Origin of the sequence: Acinetobacter sp. WCHA45 (assembly GCF_002165255.2) — a bacterium.
GTDB lineage: Bacteria > Pseudomonadota > Gammaproteobacteria > Pseudomonadales > Moraxellaceae > Acinetobacter.
The window spans coordinates 2,593,776-2,610,427 of record NZ_CP028561.1 but is presented as its reverse complement, the minus strand read 5'-3'; the positions used below and the strand labels follow the sequence as shown (position 1 = coordinate 2,610,427).

Below are 16,652 nucleotides of genomic sequence, written 5' to 3'. Positions count from 1 at the left end.
TATTTTGCCGAGCTTTATTCCAGGTCATGCCTATACGCAGCACTGACCAAGAGAGGTTGTGATGAGTCGCTCGGAACCCAGCTTGTTGGGGCAATGTATAGCTGAATTTTTTGCTACCGCAGTTTTTTTATCTTTTGGTATTGGTGTCGTGGCTGCGCTTAAACTTGCAGGAGCAAGTTTAGGGCTATGGGAAATCAGCCTTGTATGGGGCTTGGCTGTAGCATTGGCTGTTTATCTATCTGCCGGTATTTCTGGAGCTCATCTCAATCCTGCTGTTACGATCGCATTAGCACTGTTTGCTGGTTTCGATAAACGTAAAGTTCCTTTCTATATTATTTCTCAAGTTTCTGGTGCTGCTTTAGGCGCACTTCTGGTCTATGGTTTGTATAGCAATCTATTTATGGATTATGAGCAAACACACCATATGGTGCGGGGGAGTGTAGAGAGTTTGGAGTTGGCTGGAATTTTCTCAACCTATCCACATCATTTATTGTCTATTGGACAGGCGTTTATGGTGGAAATGTTTATCACTATGTTATTGCTTTGGCTCATCATGGCGATTGGGATGATCATAATGGTTTGCCACGTGGTGCTTTAGCACCAATTTTGGTGGGTTTATTAGTTGCTGTCATTGGCGCTTCTTTTGGTCCATTAACAGGCTTTGCTATGAATCCTGCACGCGATTTTGGTCCAAAAGTTGTGGCCTATTTTTCGGGCTGGGGTTCAATTGCTTTTACTGGCGGTCGTGATATTCCTTATTTTATTGTGCCTATCTTTGCACCGATTGTTGGCGCTTGCTTAGGCGTATTAGGTTATAAATTATTTTTTAGCCATTTCTTGTTAAATAATACGGTTGAGCTTAAACAGAGAGCCAATAAACGTGTCTCTGAAATGCAGTAATTTAAGATTGAAAATAATAAAAGGTGATCAATGGATCGCCTTTTTTATTGCAGGTATTTGAACTTGGAGTCCCTTGTTATCTCTAAGGCTTTGCTTTATGGTATTCGATTCACTATGGCATATATTGCATAAGATTAGGTTAGAACTCCCATGTTTACAGGCATTATTGAAAGTTTAGGTAAGGTTGAGAGCTTACAAAGTGTAGGCGGTGACGTACGTCTACGTATTCAAACTGATTTGGATATGTCTGATGTGCATTTAGGTGATTCAATTGCGACGAATGGAATTTGTCTCACAGTGATCGAGTGGGGAAGCAATTGGTATGCTGCAGATGTGTCTCGTGAAAGCTTAAATCGAACGACTTTAGGTCAATGGAAAGTAGGTCAATCAGTCAATGTCGAAAAAGCAATGTTGCCAACAACTCGTTTTGGTGGGCATATTGTGAGTGGGCATGTCGATGGTCTTGGAGAAATTACAGTTGTTCGGCAAGACGCACGTTCATTATATTTTGAAGTAACAGCACCTGTTGAATTAGCAAAATATTTAGCTGAAAAAGGTTCTGTAACTGTCGATGGGATTAGTCTGACCATTAACCATCTACGTGGCAATATTCTGAGTTTGAATCTCATCCCTCATACTGCTGAGCGTACCAATATTGGCACATGGCAAGTCGGTACAAAAGTTAATTTAGAGGTTGATGTGCTGGCACGTTATATCGAGCGCTTATTGTTGGGTGATAGAGCAGCGGAACAAAAAACTGAGTCGAACATCAGTATGGCATTTTTGGCTGAAAACGGTTTCTTAAAATAAAAAATGAAACATAAAAAAGCCCAGTTTAAACTGGGCTTTTTTATTATTTTTCATCTGAAAATTGACTATTTTTGAGGATGTATTCTATTTCGTCTTGCGCAATCGCATGTAATTTTGCTCTAAAAACTGTGACCGCTTGTTCAATCATACTTTCAGCTTCTAATTCCAGTCGGACACGCACACTTTCGAGCTCAGATAAGATTTGTTGGTCATCAATCCGAACACGTTGAGCCTGCGCATAATCAATACTTGGTTGTTCAGGATTTGGTTGATAACGTTCAGTGTGTTGAGCAATTTCTTGATCAATGTGTTGTCGAAGGGCAACAAGATTTTCCGTTTGTTGTTCGAACTGATTTAACTCATCTGCTTGCAGTTGCGCGGCATAAGCAGCTTGGGCAGCACGTTTTTCTGCCAGAGCTTTTTCCAAAGCCAATTGTTTGCGAACGCGTGCTTGTTCAATTAACTCAGCCTTTAAATGTGCATAAGCTTGATCAATACGTTGTTGAGAGCGTAGCTGAGCTTTTTCTTCGAGTTGTATCCATGTTTGGATTTGTGTTTGTGGTAACAGTAGATCACAGATACGAGCTAAATCTTCCTGATAGGTCTGACGTACCGTTTCAGGTGTATTTAACCAACGCTTTTTAAAATCCTGTCCTACATTTAATGCCACGCGACACTCCTTATACGATGCTATGGTTTACAGACCTATAATTTAAATGTGCGTGGCTCAATGCCTAAACGACGATACATCTTAAATTTCTCTCGCCCGATCTGTTTTGCAGTTTCATTATTTTCAATAATTTCGATAATGTGGCGAAAATCTTGAGTTTGTTCAAGTGCATGATTGTTAAAATTAAATACAATCCAATCATTCGATGGCGGTAATTCAGCTGAAATACACACTGGACTATTCAACTGATCAATTCCATGAGCAATAAAGCTACTTGAATCAAAACTCCATAGCTTGTTATCCAACTCATTTTGTAAATTTGAATCAACACAATACCACCAAATCTGTGGGTGCTGATTCAGAATTTTTCGACATAAACGGCAAGCACTTTCAACTTGCCGCTCAACGCTGTTTTCAAACAAATAAAAACTAACTTGTGCCATAGATTAGTTATTCGTTTCAACACGATTCGCTAAAAACTGCATCAATAATGGTACTGGGCGTCCAGTTGCACCTTTAGCTGCACCAGATAACCATGCTGTACCAGCCACATCAAGATGTGCCCAGCGGTAATCACGAGTGAAACGTTCAAGGAAACATGCTGCGGTTATTGCACCACCATAAGGACCACCAATATTGGCAATATCGGCAAATGGTGAATCAAGGAGTTCTTGATATTCTTCCATCACAGGCATACGCCATACACGGTCGAGTGATTGTTCGCCAGCAAGTTGTAATTCTTGTACCAGTTCATCATCTGGAGAGAATAGCCCACTGACGACTTTGCCTAGCGCAACAACACATGCACCTGTAAGTGTCGCAATATCAATGACAAGCGCAGGATTAAAACGTTTGATATAAGTGAGGGTGTCGCATAGAACCAAACGGCCTTCAGCATCCGTATTCAAAATTTCTACAGTTTGACCACTCATGGTCGTCACAATATCTCCAGGGCGTGTTGCATGACCTGAAGGCATATTTTCTGCTGCTGCGATCGCACCGATAACATGAATTGGGAGTTGAGCTTCGCAAAGTGCTTGCATCGTACCTAATACTGAAGCAGCACCACACATATCGAATTTCATTTCATCCATACCTAAGCCTGGTTTTAATGAAATACCGCCTGTATCAAAAGTAACACCTTTACCGACAAGTACGATAGGTGCTTGATCAGCTTTTGCCTGATATTCAAGTGTAATAATTCTGCCTGGTCGATCAGAGCCTTTACTTACAGCAAGAAAAGCATTCATCCCTAAATCAGCCATTTGCTGTTCATTCAGGATAGTGACTTTTAATAGGTCAGGGTATTGTGCTGCAAGTGCAATCGCCTGATCTGCAAGGTATTCAGGGAAGCAAATATTTCCTGGGCGATTGCCTAAATCTCGAGCGTAATTTTGTCCAGATTGAACTGCGTGGACGAGCTTTAATTGAGCATCATCAAGTACAGTTTCATTTGCAACTAGATTAATGGTTTCTAAGATGAACTCATTTTTTTTAGATTTAAATTCATCATAGGCATAGGCTGCTTGGGTTAAACCTAAGGCAAATAGGTAATGTAAATCAGTTGGTAATGCGCTGAGATCTACAGTGATTTGTCTAAATTTATTTTGTGATGATTTGATAATCGTTTGTGCGAGTTTTGCTAATTTTGTCGCTTTCAATTCAGCACTTTTGCCTAAACCGAGTAAATGTGCATTGGCTTGTACAGCGATATTGGTAATCAGGGCAATATTTTCATTAAAACCAGCTTTGAATTGTGTGGCATTCAAAACATCTTCTAGATGATTGATTTGATAACGATTTAAGTTTTGTTGTAATTGTTCTGAATCAACCAAAATCCACAAAGATTCACTAGACGACTGTGTTGGGAATGCGGTATGAAGGGTAAATTTCATTGTTTGTATAGAACCTAAGCAGCGAAAAAGAAAGATAAGTCCATTAAACACTTTCAGATATGAGGTTGCAATCCGCAACAAGCGATAGGTTTTATATTTTTAACATTCGGGTAAACTAGCACTACCCCTCGATTGGTCTATTTTTGGAAGCATTACTTTGATTATTCGGCGTTATCTCGTCAAACAAGTGGTCTCCACCTCTTTGGTTGTGACTGCTTTGCTCACTTTAATTATTATGGGTGGGCAGTTAATCAAGATTTTTGGGCGAGCTGCACAGGGTCGTTTAGATGCTAGTGTGTTGCTGAGTATCATTGCTTATCGTTTGCCAGAGTTTCTAACTTTAATTTTGCCATTGGGTTTCTTCATTGGACTCATGCTGGTTTTTGGTCGTCTATATGTTGACCATGAAATGGCGGTTTTAAATGGTAGTGGTGTTAGCCGTAATCAATTGGCCAAACTTTTATTGCCGATGACATTTGTTTTTTTGATTGTTCAAGCAATATTAATGTTTTGGGGTTCATCATCTGGAATTCGTGCTTACGAAAGCTTGATGCAAACACAAGCAGTGCGAGCAGGTTTTGATCTGGTTCGACCAAAGGAGTTTATCTCCTCGGGGCCATATACCATTTATGCAGGTTCACTTTCCGAAGATCGAAAAAATTTAAAAGATATTTTTTATTATCAGAAAGCCGATCGTGAAGATAAACCAGATGTGATGATTTTAGCCAAAGAAGCGACACGTGTCGAAATGGCAAATGATACAGCGAATGTCGTTGATTTGGTTCAAGGTCGCCGTTACGAAATTTATCTGAATCAGCCACGCTATACCCAAGCAGAATTTCAATCTTATCGCTTACGTTTAGAGAATGATAAAGACGTTAAGTTTGAAAGCGATGATGTTGAAGCTTTATCCATGTCTAAGCTATGGGAAAGACGTGATGACCCTGTTATTCGCAGCGAGCTTGGTTGGCGTATCTTTGGTCCATTTGTGATTATTATTGGATTGATGCTTGCGGTTGCGTTATCTGAAGTAAGTCCACGCCAAGGCCGATATTATCGTCTTATTCCATCTATATTTATTTTCGCCAGCCTGATTGTATTGATGATTGCGATTAAAACGCGGATTAGTAAGGAACAACTGGATATCTGGGCTTATCCTGTCGCATTAATGATTTATGCTATTGTGGCGGCAATTTTTGCACGGAAACAAAAGTTAGCACCACAACTTAAGAAAAGTATTCAGCGAGTGGGGTTGTAATGTTAGCACGTCGAATAGTCGCCAAACATGTGACAAAAACTACAGTCCTTGCGATGCTGGGCACAACGCTCGTGTTATCTTTTTTACAAATATTATTCACTTACTTAGGTGAGTTAGGCTCGCTGAAACCCACTTATAATGCATGGCAAGCTTTCCTATATGTGATATGGGGTGCACCGAGTTATTTATATGAAATTTTACCTGTGGCAGCGTTAATCGGCTCTGTCTTGGGCTTAGGCGCACTCGCATCGAATAGTGAACTGATCGTCATGCGTTCGGTTGGTATCAGTTTGTGGCGTATAGTGGGTTGGGTGATGCGCTCAGCTTTACTCTTAATTGTATTGTCTTTTGTATTGAGTGAATGGGTGATTCCTTATACCAATGAAAAAGCACAAAGCATTAAAAAACAACGTAGCGTAGCGGCTTTAGGTGAGGTAAAAGGTTATTGGTCACGTGAAGGCCAACGTTTTATCTATATTGATTATGCGAATTCCCAAGGTCAATTACGTAATATTCAAGCGATTGATTTTGATCAGAACTATCGATTGCAGTCCTTTGTCATTGCAGAGCAAGGGCAGTTTGTCAAAGATGGGCAATGGACTTTAAAAGAATCACATCAGGTTGATTTACTTGCTCAAGGGAATGCGATTAAAACGGATCACGAGCAACAAGCATTAGGATTGGCTTTACAACCTAAATATGTACATATGGTGACTTTGGACCCAGATGATTTATCTCCAAGTCAATTGGTTAGTTTTATGCAGTATTTATCAGAATATAGCCAAGTTCCAAAGACCTATGAGTTAGCCTTTTGGAAAAAAGTCACGTCTCCATTTGCACTGATTACGTTGGTTCTTATTGCCTGCTCATTTATTTTTGGTCCATTGCGTCAGCAGTCGATGGGTTTTCGCTTGGTTATCGCACTGTTCACAGGATTGGGCTTTTTCTATTTACAGGACTTTTTGGGCTATGCAAGTCTGGTCTATGCGCCATCTCCAGCGTGGTTTGTCTTGCTGCCAATCCTGTTGATGTTTGCGGCAGGGAGTTATTTGCTCTATCGTGCACGTTAGAGGTCTGAATGGTCTGAATTGATAATCATTATTGATTAAAGCGTCTGCAAGATCATGGAGAAATTTGTCAAATTTCGGTAAACTATGCCGATCAAATGATAGACAAACAGAGAGTCCATTATGACGGATGCAAATGCTGGCAAAATTCCTCACGTTCTTGTAATTATGGATGGTGTAGGACATCGTGAAGCAGTTGAGGATAATGCATATTTAGCAGCAAAAACACCAAATCTGACTGCGATGAAAGCAAAGCATCCAAATAGTTTGATTTCAGGTTCTGGCGAAGATGTAGGCCTACCTGATGGACAAATGGGTAACTCTGAAGTGGGTCATATGAACTTAGGTGCAGGTCGTGTTTTATATCAGGACTTTACACGGATTACTAAAGATATTCGGACAGGTGCTTTTTTTGAGCATGAAGTGTTAGTTGATGCGGTTGAAAAAGCCAAAGCAGCGAATGGTGCCGTTCATGTCATGGGGTTGTTGTCACAAGGTGGAGTGCATTCGCATGAAGATCATATTGTGGCGATGTGTGAGCTAGCACTAAAACGTGGCGCAACAGTATATCTACACGCTTTCCTTGATGGTCGTGATACCCCTCCACGTAGCGCAAAACCTTCATTAGAAAAATTCGATGCTTTATTTGCTCAGTATCCAAATCAAGGTCGTATCGTTTCGATGATTGGTCGTTATTTTGCAATGGATCGTGATAACCGCTGGAATCGTGTTGAACTCGCTTATCGTTTAATGACAGAAGGCGAGGCAGTCCGTGTTGTAAACTCAGCTGTAGATGGTTTAGAGCAAGCCTATGCAGCAGAAGAAAATGATGAGTTTGTTCAAGCAACACGTATTGGTGAAATTGCCAAAATCCAAGATGGCGATAGTGTGGTTTTCATGAACTTCCGTGCTGATCGTGCGCGTGAAATCACCCGTGCCTTTGTTGAGAAAGATTTTACTGGGTTTACGCGTAAAGTCGCTCCAAGTTTATCTAAATTTGTGATGCTAACACGCTATCAGGCAAGTATTGATGCGCCAGTTGCATACATGCCAGAAGAGCTTAAAAATTCCATCGGTGAATATTTATCTGGTTTGGGCAAAACCCAATTGCGTATTGCTGAAACAGAGAAATATGCGCATGTGACATTCTTCTTCAGCGGTGGTCGTGAAGATGAATATCTAGGAGAGAAACGTATTTTGATTCCTTCTCCGAATGTCGCAACCTATGATCTAAAACCAGAAATGAGTGCTTATGAAGTCACTGATGAGTTAGTAGATGCTATTAATTCGGGTGAGTTTGACCTTTTGGTTGTCAATTACGCCAATGGTGACATGGTCGGACATACTGGTGTATTTGATGCAGCAGTGAAAGCGGTTGAAACTGTTGATACGTGTTTAGGTCGTGTCTATGAAGCAGTAATGGCAAACAAAGGTCATATGTTAATTACAGCGGATCATGGTAATGTAGAGCAAATGCAAGACTACGACAGTGGACAAGTTCATACACAACATACCACTGAATTGGTGCCATTTATTTATGTGGGCCCAACTCAAGCAACGATTGCAGAGGGTGGTGTATTGGCTGATGTTGCACCAACATTACTTCATTTGATGAATATTCCTGTACCTTCCGACATGCAAGGCAAGAATTTAATTACTTTAAAATAAGGTGAACTTATGACCCAACACAACAACATTTATCGAGGGTTCTTTGCGAGTTTGTTGATGTGTTGGGGATCACATACGTTATCTGCACCTATTACACATGCCTCAGGATGGGGGGAAGAGACTACAAGTCGAAATGCTGAAGTGCCACTTGAATCTATTCAGCAATTTGTACAGATTTATGGGATTGTGAAAGATAACTACGTTGATAAAAAAACAGACGATGCACTTTTTCAGCAAGCAATCAAAGGGTTAGTGAGCGGTTTAGATCGTTATTCTCGTTATTTATCCGCCGAAGAATACCGCCAGCTTATTCAATACACTGAAGGTGATCTGGCTTCTGTTGATTTCAATTTAAATTACGATGCTCATAATCGTTTATGGCAAATTCAAGACCTAAAATCAGGATCTGATTCTAGTAAGTTGGGTTTGCGTAATGGACAAGCCATACTCAAAGTCGATAATCAAGAATTAAAGAGTTTAAATCAGGATCAAGTACAAGGTCTGCTGTATGGCTCGATTGGCAGCACCCTGCAAATACAGCCTGAAAACAGCAATAGTACTGTAATTCTGGTTCGGAATAAAAAAGTTGAGACAGATATTGAACCTGTTTTACTACATAATCAGGTGCTTGTACTTAAAATTAGAGTGTTTCAACAAGATACAGCGAATGAAATTAAACGTTTAATCGAAGAATATAGTACAACTAAACTCAAGGCTGTCGTTCTTGACCTGCGTAATAATCCAGGAGGTTTATTGTCGGCTGCTGTTGAATCAACAGATTTATTCTTGAATCAAGGATTAATTGTGACGACAAAGAGTCGTTCAGAAGGAGATCAACAATTTCAGGCTTTACCTTCAAATGAATTTCAAAATATAAAATTAGGTATCTTAATCAACCATCGTTCAGCCTCGGCAGCTGAAGTATTCACCGCAGCATTAAAAGAACATAAACGTGCGTGGGTTGTAGGTGAAAATAGCTATGGAAAAGGTGTGGTACAGAAATTATTTCCATTACCGAGTGGCGCAGCATTGCAAATGACGGTCTCACATTATTACACGCCCAATGGGAATATGATTGAAGGTCAAGGGATTCAACCGAATCAAAGTTATCCGTTGTTACCTGAAATGAAAGAAGATGGTTATTTGGAACACGTCACAGATTTGGTTCTAAAAAGTAAAATTTAATTAAAAATAAAGCCCCTATTTAGGGGCTTTATTTTTAAGACTATTCATCATCTTCTGTATCTAAACCAAATTTTTTCAAACGATAACGTAAAGAACGGAAAGTCATTCCTAATTTCTTTGCTGCTAACGTTCGGTTCCAATGGGTTAAATTCAGTGCATTGAGAAGAATCTCTTTTTCAATATTTTCTAGATAGAGCTCCAGTCCTTCAGATGGTAGCTTTTTAGAACCCATAGGGCTAGTGCTTACCGCATGATCATTTTCATCCTGTGTTGAAAATGAGACTGTTGGCGTTGCAATAGGGCTACGTAGAGGAGCTGTTTGAAGATGAGCTAGATCAATGGTTTCATCATCACTGAGCGTAATTGCACGTTCAATAATATTTCGAAGCTCGCGTACATTACCTGGAAAATATTGTTGCAATAAGAATTGTTCAGCACGAGAAGAAAGGGTTTTGACAGAGACTTCCCATTCTTGGCTGATTTTCTGAATAAAGTGATTTGCTAACAATAAGATATCTTGCCCACGTTCACGTAAAGGAGGTAATACAATATCCATGACGTGAATGCGGAAGAATAAATCTTGTCTGAAACGACCTTGTTGCACTAGTAATTCAAGATCTTGATGACTCGCACTGATGACCCGGAAATCAACATCAATTTCTTGATCTGAGCCGACAGGGCGAATTTTCTTTTCTTGTACAGCACGAAGCAGTTTTACCTGCATACTTAAGGGTAATTCAGCGATCTCATCTAAGAATAAACTACCCCCATGTGCGGAAAGAATTAAACCTTGTTTGTCTTGGGATGCGCCTGTAAAGCTGCCCTTTTTATGACCAAATAGTTCACTTTCCATTAACTCTGTTGGAATAGCACCACAGTTGATCGCAATAAAAGGTCCTTCACTACGGTTACTCAGACGATGAACTAAATTGGCAACAACTTCTTTTCCTGTCCCTGATTCACCGGTAATAAAGACAGGGGCTTGAGATCGAGCAATTTTCTTTAAAGCAATCCGTAATTGCTGAATGGGCGTAGATCGACCAATGAGAAGTTTATTTTCTAATGCGCTTTCAGCAGCTTCTTGTTCAGGCTGTGGTCGATTCAATGCTTTTTGAATCAATTGATCTAAATGAGTTTGATTGACCGGTTTACTGACAAAATCAAAAGCACCTGCTTTTAATGCAGCAATTGCAATATCCATATTGCCATATGCTGTTAATACTGCAATCGGTGTGTTGGGATAGTTTTGTGTGACATGTTTAACCAAGTCCAGACCATTGCCATCTGGGAGATTCAAATCTGTTAAACAGGCATCGTACTGAAACTCGGTAAAGAATTTTTTTGCTTGCTCTACACGATAGGCAAGATGGGTTTTAATCCCCATTCGTGCAAGCGTCATTTGCATGAGGAGACATAAGTCTTCTTCATCGTCTACTAGCAAGACGAGTGGTTGTTTAGTTGCCATTTCCCCGAAAACCTAATCTGAATCAATGAATTTTTGAGCATTCAATCCTGAAACATGCTCCTTGTTGTCGCTCTACATAGGTGAGCTTTGCATGATTTGCCTCACAAAAGCTGTGAGACAGGTACAATCCTAAACCAGTTCCTTTAATTTCGGTACTAAAAAATGGTTTGAATAGCTGAGAAATATCTCGTTTTGCGACACCCGTACCAAAATCAATGACATCAATACATGTTCTGCCATCTTTTAAGTCTACATTCACTTCAATAAATTGAGCATCAGGTGCATTGTGCCGCAGAGCATTTCGAATCAGGTTAATTAGAACTTGGCGTAATTGTTTCTCATCAAAAAGAATATGAATGCGTTCTGCAAGATTGAGTTTAATCATATGTTTCGCATCGACTAGATCTTCATTCAATAGGCTCTCAAAAAAATCAGCCAATTGAATGACTTGTGGCTCAGTTGGTTTGTTGCGCGCCATGCCTAATGTATCTTGCACAATATTATCAATACGTCTAGCTTGTTTGCTAATCATACGACAGAGCATTTCTTGTTGATGACTGTCACTTTCTTTAAATAATTCATTGGCCTGTACAATTGCAGCCAGAGGGTTGCGAATTTCGTGGGCAATACTGGCTGAGAGCTGTCCTAAAGCCGCCAGTTTCAATTGCTGGACTTGTTGGTTTAGTTTCTGTGTATCTTTTAAAATCAATAAAATAAGGGCTTGCTCAGGCACAATCAGATGTTTAACTTTGATATTAACGGTATATGGACTTTGCTGCGATTCAAAACTAAATTCTTCACCATCTTTTAAGTCGCTGAGCTGAATCAATTCAAATAGATCTGGTTGCCATTTGATTAAAGGCGTTTTCTCTGTGGACATCGAAAAATGAACACCGAGTAGGGTATTGGCGGCGGGATTGCTCAGTACAATATGGTTGCTTTCATCCAGAACCAGATAGCCATCCTCAATTTGTTCGAGAATATAACGGTTAATATTCTGGAGTTGATGGATCTCGATAGATTGGTGGAAAGTTAAGGTTTCCAGAATTTTAAATCGTTGCACCGCAATACGGCCAATCGCATGCACCACAAAAAATAGAAAGGCAAGGAGAGCGCTATTGCCGAGATGATTTAAATTATTGTAGTCAAAAAAGTTGCCCAGAAAACGTTGATAAACCACCATAATAACGGCAAAAAGCGTCACAATCAGTGAAAGATGAGCATTTAGGAGAATTGCTGAGGAGAAAATAATGATGACGTACAATAAGCTTAATTGTAAGTTCGGACCGCCTGCCGAAAAGGTAATCACACTTAAACAGATCACGTCTATAATAAAAATAAAAATGAGCTGTTTGCTGATTTGTAATGGAACTATTTTTAGTAAAAAAAGCTGAAAAATATTAAAGCTGATATAACAAATCAGAGTGTAAAAATATAAAAATGGATAATCATAATTGGTAGCAAGCTGCTCTGCGGTAAGTAAGTAAATAAGGATTAGACTGATTGAAATAATCAGTCGATATCCACTATACCAAATTCCGAGCCGATAAACGGTTTGGGACACTGAGGACGCAATTTTTCCCAACATAAGCGATCACTTAATATGATTAAGGTTTAATGAGTCCATAACGGATGGCGAGATGGGTTAATTTTACATCGCTATCAATTGCTAGTTTTTCAAAAATTCGATAGCGATAAGTATTTACAGTTTTAACACTAACAAATAATTTGTCAGCGATTTCTTGAGCACTAATACAATTAACCACCATCATTGCGACTTGCATTTCACGTTCAGAGAGTGCGTCAAAAGGGGATTGTTGCGTATCTGAAAGATAAGAGCTCGCAAGCTGTTCGGCAATATCTGCACTGAAATATTTACCACCTTGCATGACTTTATTGATTGCACGTACCATTTCTGAAATAGGCGCACCTTTTGTGATATAGCCTTTTGCCCCTGCTTTTAATAACAACGATGGGTAGGGTTCTTCCGCTAAACCACTAACAGCAATCACTTTAGTCTCAGGTGCTGTTTGTAAAAGGCGACGTGTTGTTTCTACGCCACCAATTCCCGGCATATTGACATCTAATAGTACAACTTGAGGATGCTTTAATCGAACTAAAGCAATCGCTTCTTCTCCAGATTCAGCTTGTCCAATGACTTCTACATCTGGGTGGTCTTCCAACATACGACAAATGCCTGTACGTACGAGTTCATGATCATCAACAACGAGAACAGTGATCAAGAAGACCTCCTTTTTTCAAAAAAACGATTTTTTTGTTACATAAAGAAAAATGAGCTTGCAATCAAACGACAAAATTAGCAATCCTATTCTCCATGTTTAGAGAATAGTTGTACACAATTGTGTCTATAAAAGCTTTACCCGATTTGTTCAAATGTAAGGCATAATGTTATTAAGCGCAAATGTGCAGCGTCCCGAGTTGAGTATTGTGTCGTGAAAAATTCTAAAAAATCTATCATGCATGCCTTGAGCATGTCTATTTTGTTGGCGCTTAGTTCAACAAGTTATGCTGAGCTGGTTGTAAACAACAATCCAGCCTCTACAAGTGCGAATAGTTCTTCAGCTTCGTTAAATTGGTCTGCAAGTGATGCAAGCCAATTGATGCAAGATGATGATTCATTAGAGATCAGCCCGCAAGGTTCAACTTCGGTTACAACCACTTTACGAAGTGGTGGTTCTGCAAGTATTAGTTCATCTGCAACGCCACAAAAAAGCATACAGATTCGAGATACCTCTCATTTCAGTAGCCAACCCGCTGTAAATGCACGTGCAGCCTTGGTGATGGATGCACAAACGGGCGAAGTACTGTTTAGTAAAAACAGTAATATGTCGGTACCGATTGCCTCAATTACCAAATTGATGACGGCTGTGATTACCGCAGATGCACGGCTGAATATGTCGGAAGAAATCACGCTACAGCAAATTGACTTTGCGGGTGCAGGTGGAAAGAATTCAAGTTCGACCTTGAAAGTAGGCGATACCATGAATCGAGCGGAACTTTTGTTATTCGCTTTGATGAAATCAGAAAATCCTGCTGCGGCAGCATTAGCGAGGACTTACCCAAGCGGACGTTCAGCATTTATTGCTGCAATGAATGCAAAAGCAAAACAATTAGGAATGACCTCAACCCGTTATGCAGAATCAACAGGTTTAGATCCTCATAACGTTTCTTCCGCACGTGATCTTGGTATTTTGGTGAGTGCTGCTTCTCAATATGGCTTGATTCGTCAATTTTCTACCACGCCAACTTATGATTTTAATTTAGGTTATCGTGTGCTTAAGTCAAATAATACCAATGCCTTAGTGCGTAATGGTGGTTGGAATATTAATCTATCTAAAACAGGATATATCGGTGAGGCTGGGCGCTGTGTGGTCATGCATGCAACTGTTAATTCACGTCCTGCTGTAGTCGTGCTATTGGGAGCTTCAACTTCACAAGCACGTACCAATGATGCAACCAATTTATTAACTTGGCTGAGTACTTTACCGAAAAGAATTTAACCACTAATGTATGTCAAGCTCCTCATCTGAGGAGCTTTTTTATATAACGTAACGACATTTTATGACGTAAAAAATGCTTTATCACTTCTATTTTGAGTAATTTTTGTTAGATTAGCATTTCAGACATTAATATTTATTTTGATTTCAAAAAAGCTAAAATTGGGGAAATAAGATGGCGACTTATGTGATTCGTGCCAAGTATTTTGGTTATAACGATGAAGTTTTCTACGTAGCTGGCAATCGTATTGCAAATGTTTTTGATAATAAGCAACAGGCTGAATTAGCTTATAAAAAACTTGAGATAGATGGAGCGCGTGATTTTGCATTATATGAAGTTGAATCCCTTTTTGATGCTGATGAAGCATTATTGCAGCAATTAGATGACTTCGTATATTCACGTTGTGGTGAACATATTTGCGAAGAAGGGGATATTTCTGACGATGTATTACCTGCAAGTTTAAGTGACGATGATACCTTTGAATTTATTCAGCTTGCTGGAATGCAAAAATTCCAATTGGTTGAATTCGAAAATGAAGTCAAGTTCTATAGTTTATGGTCTGTAAAAAAACAACAATGGGTGGAGGAGCATGATGAATGCTTTGCGGGTTTAATATATTCAGAAAGTTTAGATGCTTTTAAATCTAAAGTTGAGCATATTTTTGCTGATTATGATTATTCAGCAATTGAAATAAAAGGCAGCTTGGATGAACTTTCAGCCCAACCGATTTTATTGCAAGCAATGATTAGTACACAATCTGGTTTAAGTTATGATGAAGCAAAACAAACTCTTGTCATTGATGCTTGGCAAGATGAAGCATTGTATGCTGTGAATTCGCTATTGAAGCAGCCTTTGTTTGAAATTAAGGAAATTAGTCTAGAAGAAATTCAAAAAATTGAAAAAGACTTAGCGAAACAATATAGCTATGATGAAGATTATGAATATGAAGAATAAAATCATGTTCTAGTTAATAAAAAACCAGTTGCAAGCAACTGGTTTTTTATTACTAAAAATTTATTCTTACATATTTGAAAGAATAGAATCTTTAACTTGATCCATCGTTGCATCGATGGATAACATCACAGCATCCGCACATTGTTTGATTGCTGTATCTGGATCTTTCAAACCGTTACCTGTCACAGTACATACGATCACAGAACCTTCAGCAATTTTACCTGCTTTGATGTCACGAATAGCACCACCGATAGAAGCAGCAGAAGCTGGCTCTACGAAAACACCTTCATACATAGAAAGTAAGCGTTGAGCTTCAAGAATTTCGCTATCTTGAAGTTCATCGAACCAACCTTTCGAATCACGTACAACTGCTTTTGCATGATTCCAGCTTTGTGGATTACCAATACGAATAGCCGTTGCAACGGTTTCTGGACTTTCCACTGGAGCACCACGTAAGAATGGCGCTGCGCCAGAAGCTTGATAACCAACCATCGTTGGTAAGCCTTCAGGTTTAGGACCCGTGAATTGATCTGTTGCGGCATCATAGATGACTTGTTCGAACTGATCAGCAGGTTGATTTGCTACTGCTTCTGTATACCCCATCCAGTGTGCAGTGATATTCCCTGCGTTACCTACTGGTAAACAGTGGTAGTCAGGTGCACGCCCTAGAGCTTCAACAATTTCGTACGCAATGGTTTTTTGACCTTGCAAACGGTAAGGATTGATTGAGTTTACGATAGTCACAGGCGCTTGATCTGCTACTTCTTTTACTAGACGCATACCGTCATCGAAGTTACCGCGGATTTGCATGGTGATTGCACCGTACATCATTGCTTGAGCCATTTTACCCATTGCAATTTTGCCTTCAGGAATCAAAACGAATGCTTTAATTCCTGCACGTGCTGCATATGCCGCTGCTGCAGCTGAAGTATTTCCAGTAGATGCACAGATAATCGCTTTTGAACCTTCTTCAACAGCTTTTGTTACAGCCATCGTCATACCACGGTCTTTAAATGAACCTGTTGGGTTAAGACCTTCGTACTTCACATAGATTTCAACGTTTTTGCCAATAATACGTGGAATATTCTCAAGTTTAATAAGAGGAGTATTTCCTTCACCTAGAGAAATTGCACGTGTAGTTGCAGACACAGGTAAACGGTCACGATAACGATCTACAAGACCAGTATAACGATTGGCATTCGACATGATGGTGTTCCAATATGAGGTAGAGCTGGGAGAGGGAATGCATTTTCCCTCAACC

General features: G+C 39.7%; 14 protein-coding genes and 1 pseudogene. 8 read left to right on the top strand and 7 right to left on the bottom strand.

The annotated features are described in order from the left end of the window. Window positions 1-61: 61 nt before the first annotated feature. Window positions 62-900, top strand: a pseudogene (locus CDG55_RS13960) (MIP/aquaporin family protein). 150 nt (window positions 901-1,050) lie between these two features. Further along, window positions 1,051-1,710: a riboflavin synthase gene (locus tag CDG55_RS13955; RefSeq protein ID WP_046738931.1), complete on the top strand. Its 660-nt coding sequence runs from the start codon at window positions 1,051-1,053 to the stop codon at window positions 1,708-1,710. Window positions 1,711-1,753: 43 nt separating this feature from the next. Here CDG55_RS13955 and CDG55_RS13950 read toward each other — a convergent pair whose 3' ends face one another. From CDG55_RS13950 to CDG55_RS13940, 3 genes are read right to left on the bottom strand one after another with little or no spacing between them, the layout of a single operon-like run. Beyond that, window positions 1,754-2,380, bottom strand: a complete 627-nt coding sequence (locus tag CDG55_RS13950; protein WP_087536533.1) for a hypothetical protein — start codon at window positions 2,378-2,380, stop codon at window positions 1,754-1,756. 35 nt (window positions 2,381-2,415) lie between these two features. Next, on the bottom strand, window positions 2,416-2,823 hold the full coding sequence (locus CDG55_RS13945; RefSeq protein ID WP_046738933.1) for a DNA polymerase III subunit chi: 408 nt from the start codon (window positions 2,821-2,823) through the stop codon (window positions 2,416-2,418). Between the two features lie 3 nt (window positions 2,824-2,826). Beyond that, on the bottom strand, window positions 2,827-4,275 hold the full coding sequence (locus tag CDG55_RS13940) for a leucyl aminopeptidase (RefSeq protein ID WP_087536534.1): 1,449 nt from the start codon (window positions 4,273-4,275) through the stop codon (window positions 2,827-2,829). Between the two features lie 157 nt (window positions 4,276-4,432). On the opposite strand from CDG55_RS13940, the gene lptF reads away from it, so the two are divergent. The 4 genes from lptF to CDG55_RS13920 all read left to right on the top strand — a co-directional run bounded on the left by lptF (window position 4,433) and on the right by CDG55_RS13920 (window position 9,453). Continuing rightward, a complete protein-coding gene (lptF, locus tag CDG55_RS13935) occupies window positions 4,433-5,533 on the top strand; it encodes an LPS export ABC transporter permease LptF (protein ID WP_087536535.1) in 1,101 nt (366 codons plus the stop codon). Next, the gene (gene lptG, locus CDG55_RS13930) at window positions 5,533-6,603 is read left to right on the top strand and encodes an LPS export ABC transporter permease LptG (protein WP_087536536.1); all 1,071 of its coding nucleotides are present in this window, start codon (window positions 5,533-5,535) and stop codon (window positions 6,601-6,603) included. Before lptF ends, lptG begins: the two co-directional genes overlap by 1 nt. Before the next feature lie 120 nt (window positions 6,604-6,723). Then, on the top strand, window positions 6,724-8,268 hold the full coding sequence (gene gpmI, locus CDG55_RS13925; protein WP_087536537.1) for a 2,3-bisphosphoglycerate-independent phosphoglycerate mutase: 1,545 nt from the start codon (window positions 6,724-6,726) through the stop codon (window positions 8,266-8,268). Between the two features lie 9 nt (window positions 8,269-8,277). After that, complete coding sequence (locus tag CDG55_RS13920; protein ID WP_087536538.1) at window positions 8,278-9,453, top strand: S41 family peptidase; 1,176 nt, start codon at window positions 8,278-8,280, stop codon at window positions 9,451-9,453. A gap of 40 nt (window positions 9,454-9,493) precedes the next feature. Here CDG55_RS13920 and CDG55_RS13915 read toward each other — a convergent pair whose 3' ends face one another. Genes CDG55_RS13915 through CDG55_RS13905 form a run of 3 tightly spaced genes read right to left on the bottom strand, consistent with a single transcriptional unit; the run spans window position 9,494 to window position 13,161 of the window. After that, window positions 9,494-10,918 (bottom strand): sigma-54-dependent transcriptional regulator, encoded by a 1,425-nt coding sequence (locus CDG55_RS13915; protein ID WP_087536539.1) that lies wholly within the window; start codon window positions 10,916-10,918, stop codon window positions 9,494-9,496. Between the two features lie 22 nt (window positions 10,919-10,940). After that, on the bottom strand, window positions 10,941-12,506 hold the full coding sequence (locus tag CDG55_RS13910; protein ID WP_087536540.1) for a sensor histidine kinase: 1,566 nt from the start codon (window positions 12,504-12,506) through the stop codon (window positions 10,941-10,943). 19 nt (window positions 12,507-12,525) lie between these two features. Then, window positions 12,526-13,161: a response regulator gene (locus tag CDG55_RS13905; protein WP_005163158.1), complete on the bottom strand. Its 636-nt coding sequence runs from the start codon at window positions 13,159-13,161 to the stop codon at window positions 12,526-12,528. Window positions 13,162-13,371: 210 nt separating this feature from the next. Here CDG55_RS13905 and pbpG point away from each other — a divergent pair, with 210 nt between their 5' ends. Together pbpG and CDG55_RS13895 are read left to right on the top strand one after the other, a co-directional pair. Then, window positions 13,372-14,439 (top strand): D-alanyl-D-alanine endopeptidase PBP7/8, encoded by a 1,068-nt coding sequence (gene pbpG, locus CDG55_RS13900; RefSeq protein WP_143225221.1) that lies wholly within the window; start codon window positions 13,372-13,374, stop codon window positions 14,437-14,439. Window positions 14,440-14,611: 172 nt separating this feature from the next. Then, complete coding sequence (locus CDG55_RS13895) at window positions 14,612-15,391, top strand: hypothetical protein (RefSeq protein ID WP_087536541.1); 780 nt, start codon at window positions 14,612-14,614, stop codon at window positions 15,389-15,391. A 66-nt stretch (window positions 15,392-15,457) separates the two neighbouring features. Here the strand turns inward: CDG55_RS13895 and thrC are convergent, their stop codons facing one another. Then, window positions 15,458-16,597 carry a threonine synthase gene (gene thrC / locus CDG55_RS13890; RefSeq protein WP_004957346.1) on the bottom strand — a complete coding sequence of 380 codons (1,140 nt, stop codon included), beginning with the start codon at window positions 16,595-16,597 and terminating at the stop codon, window positions 15,458-15,460. Window positions 16,598-16,652: the final 55 nt, after the last annotated feature.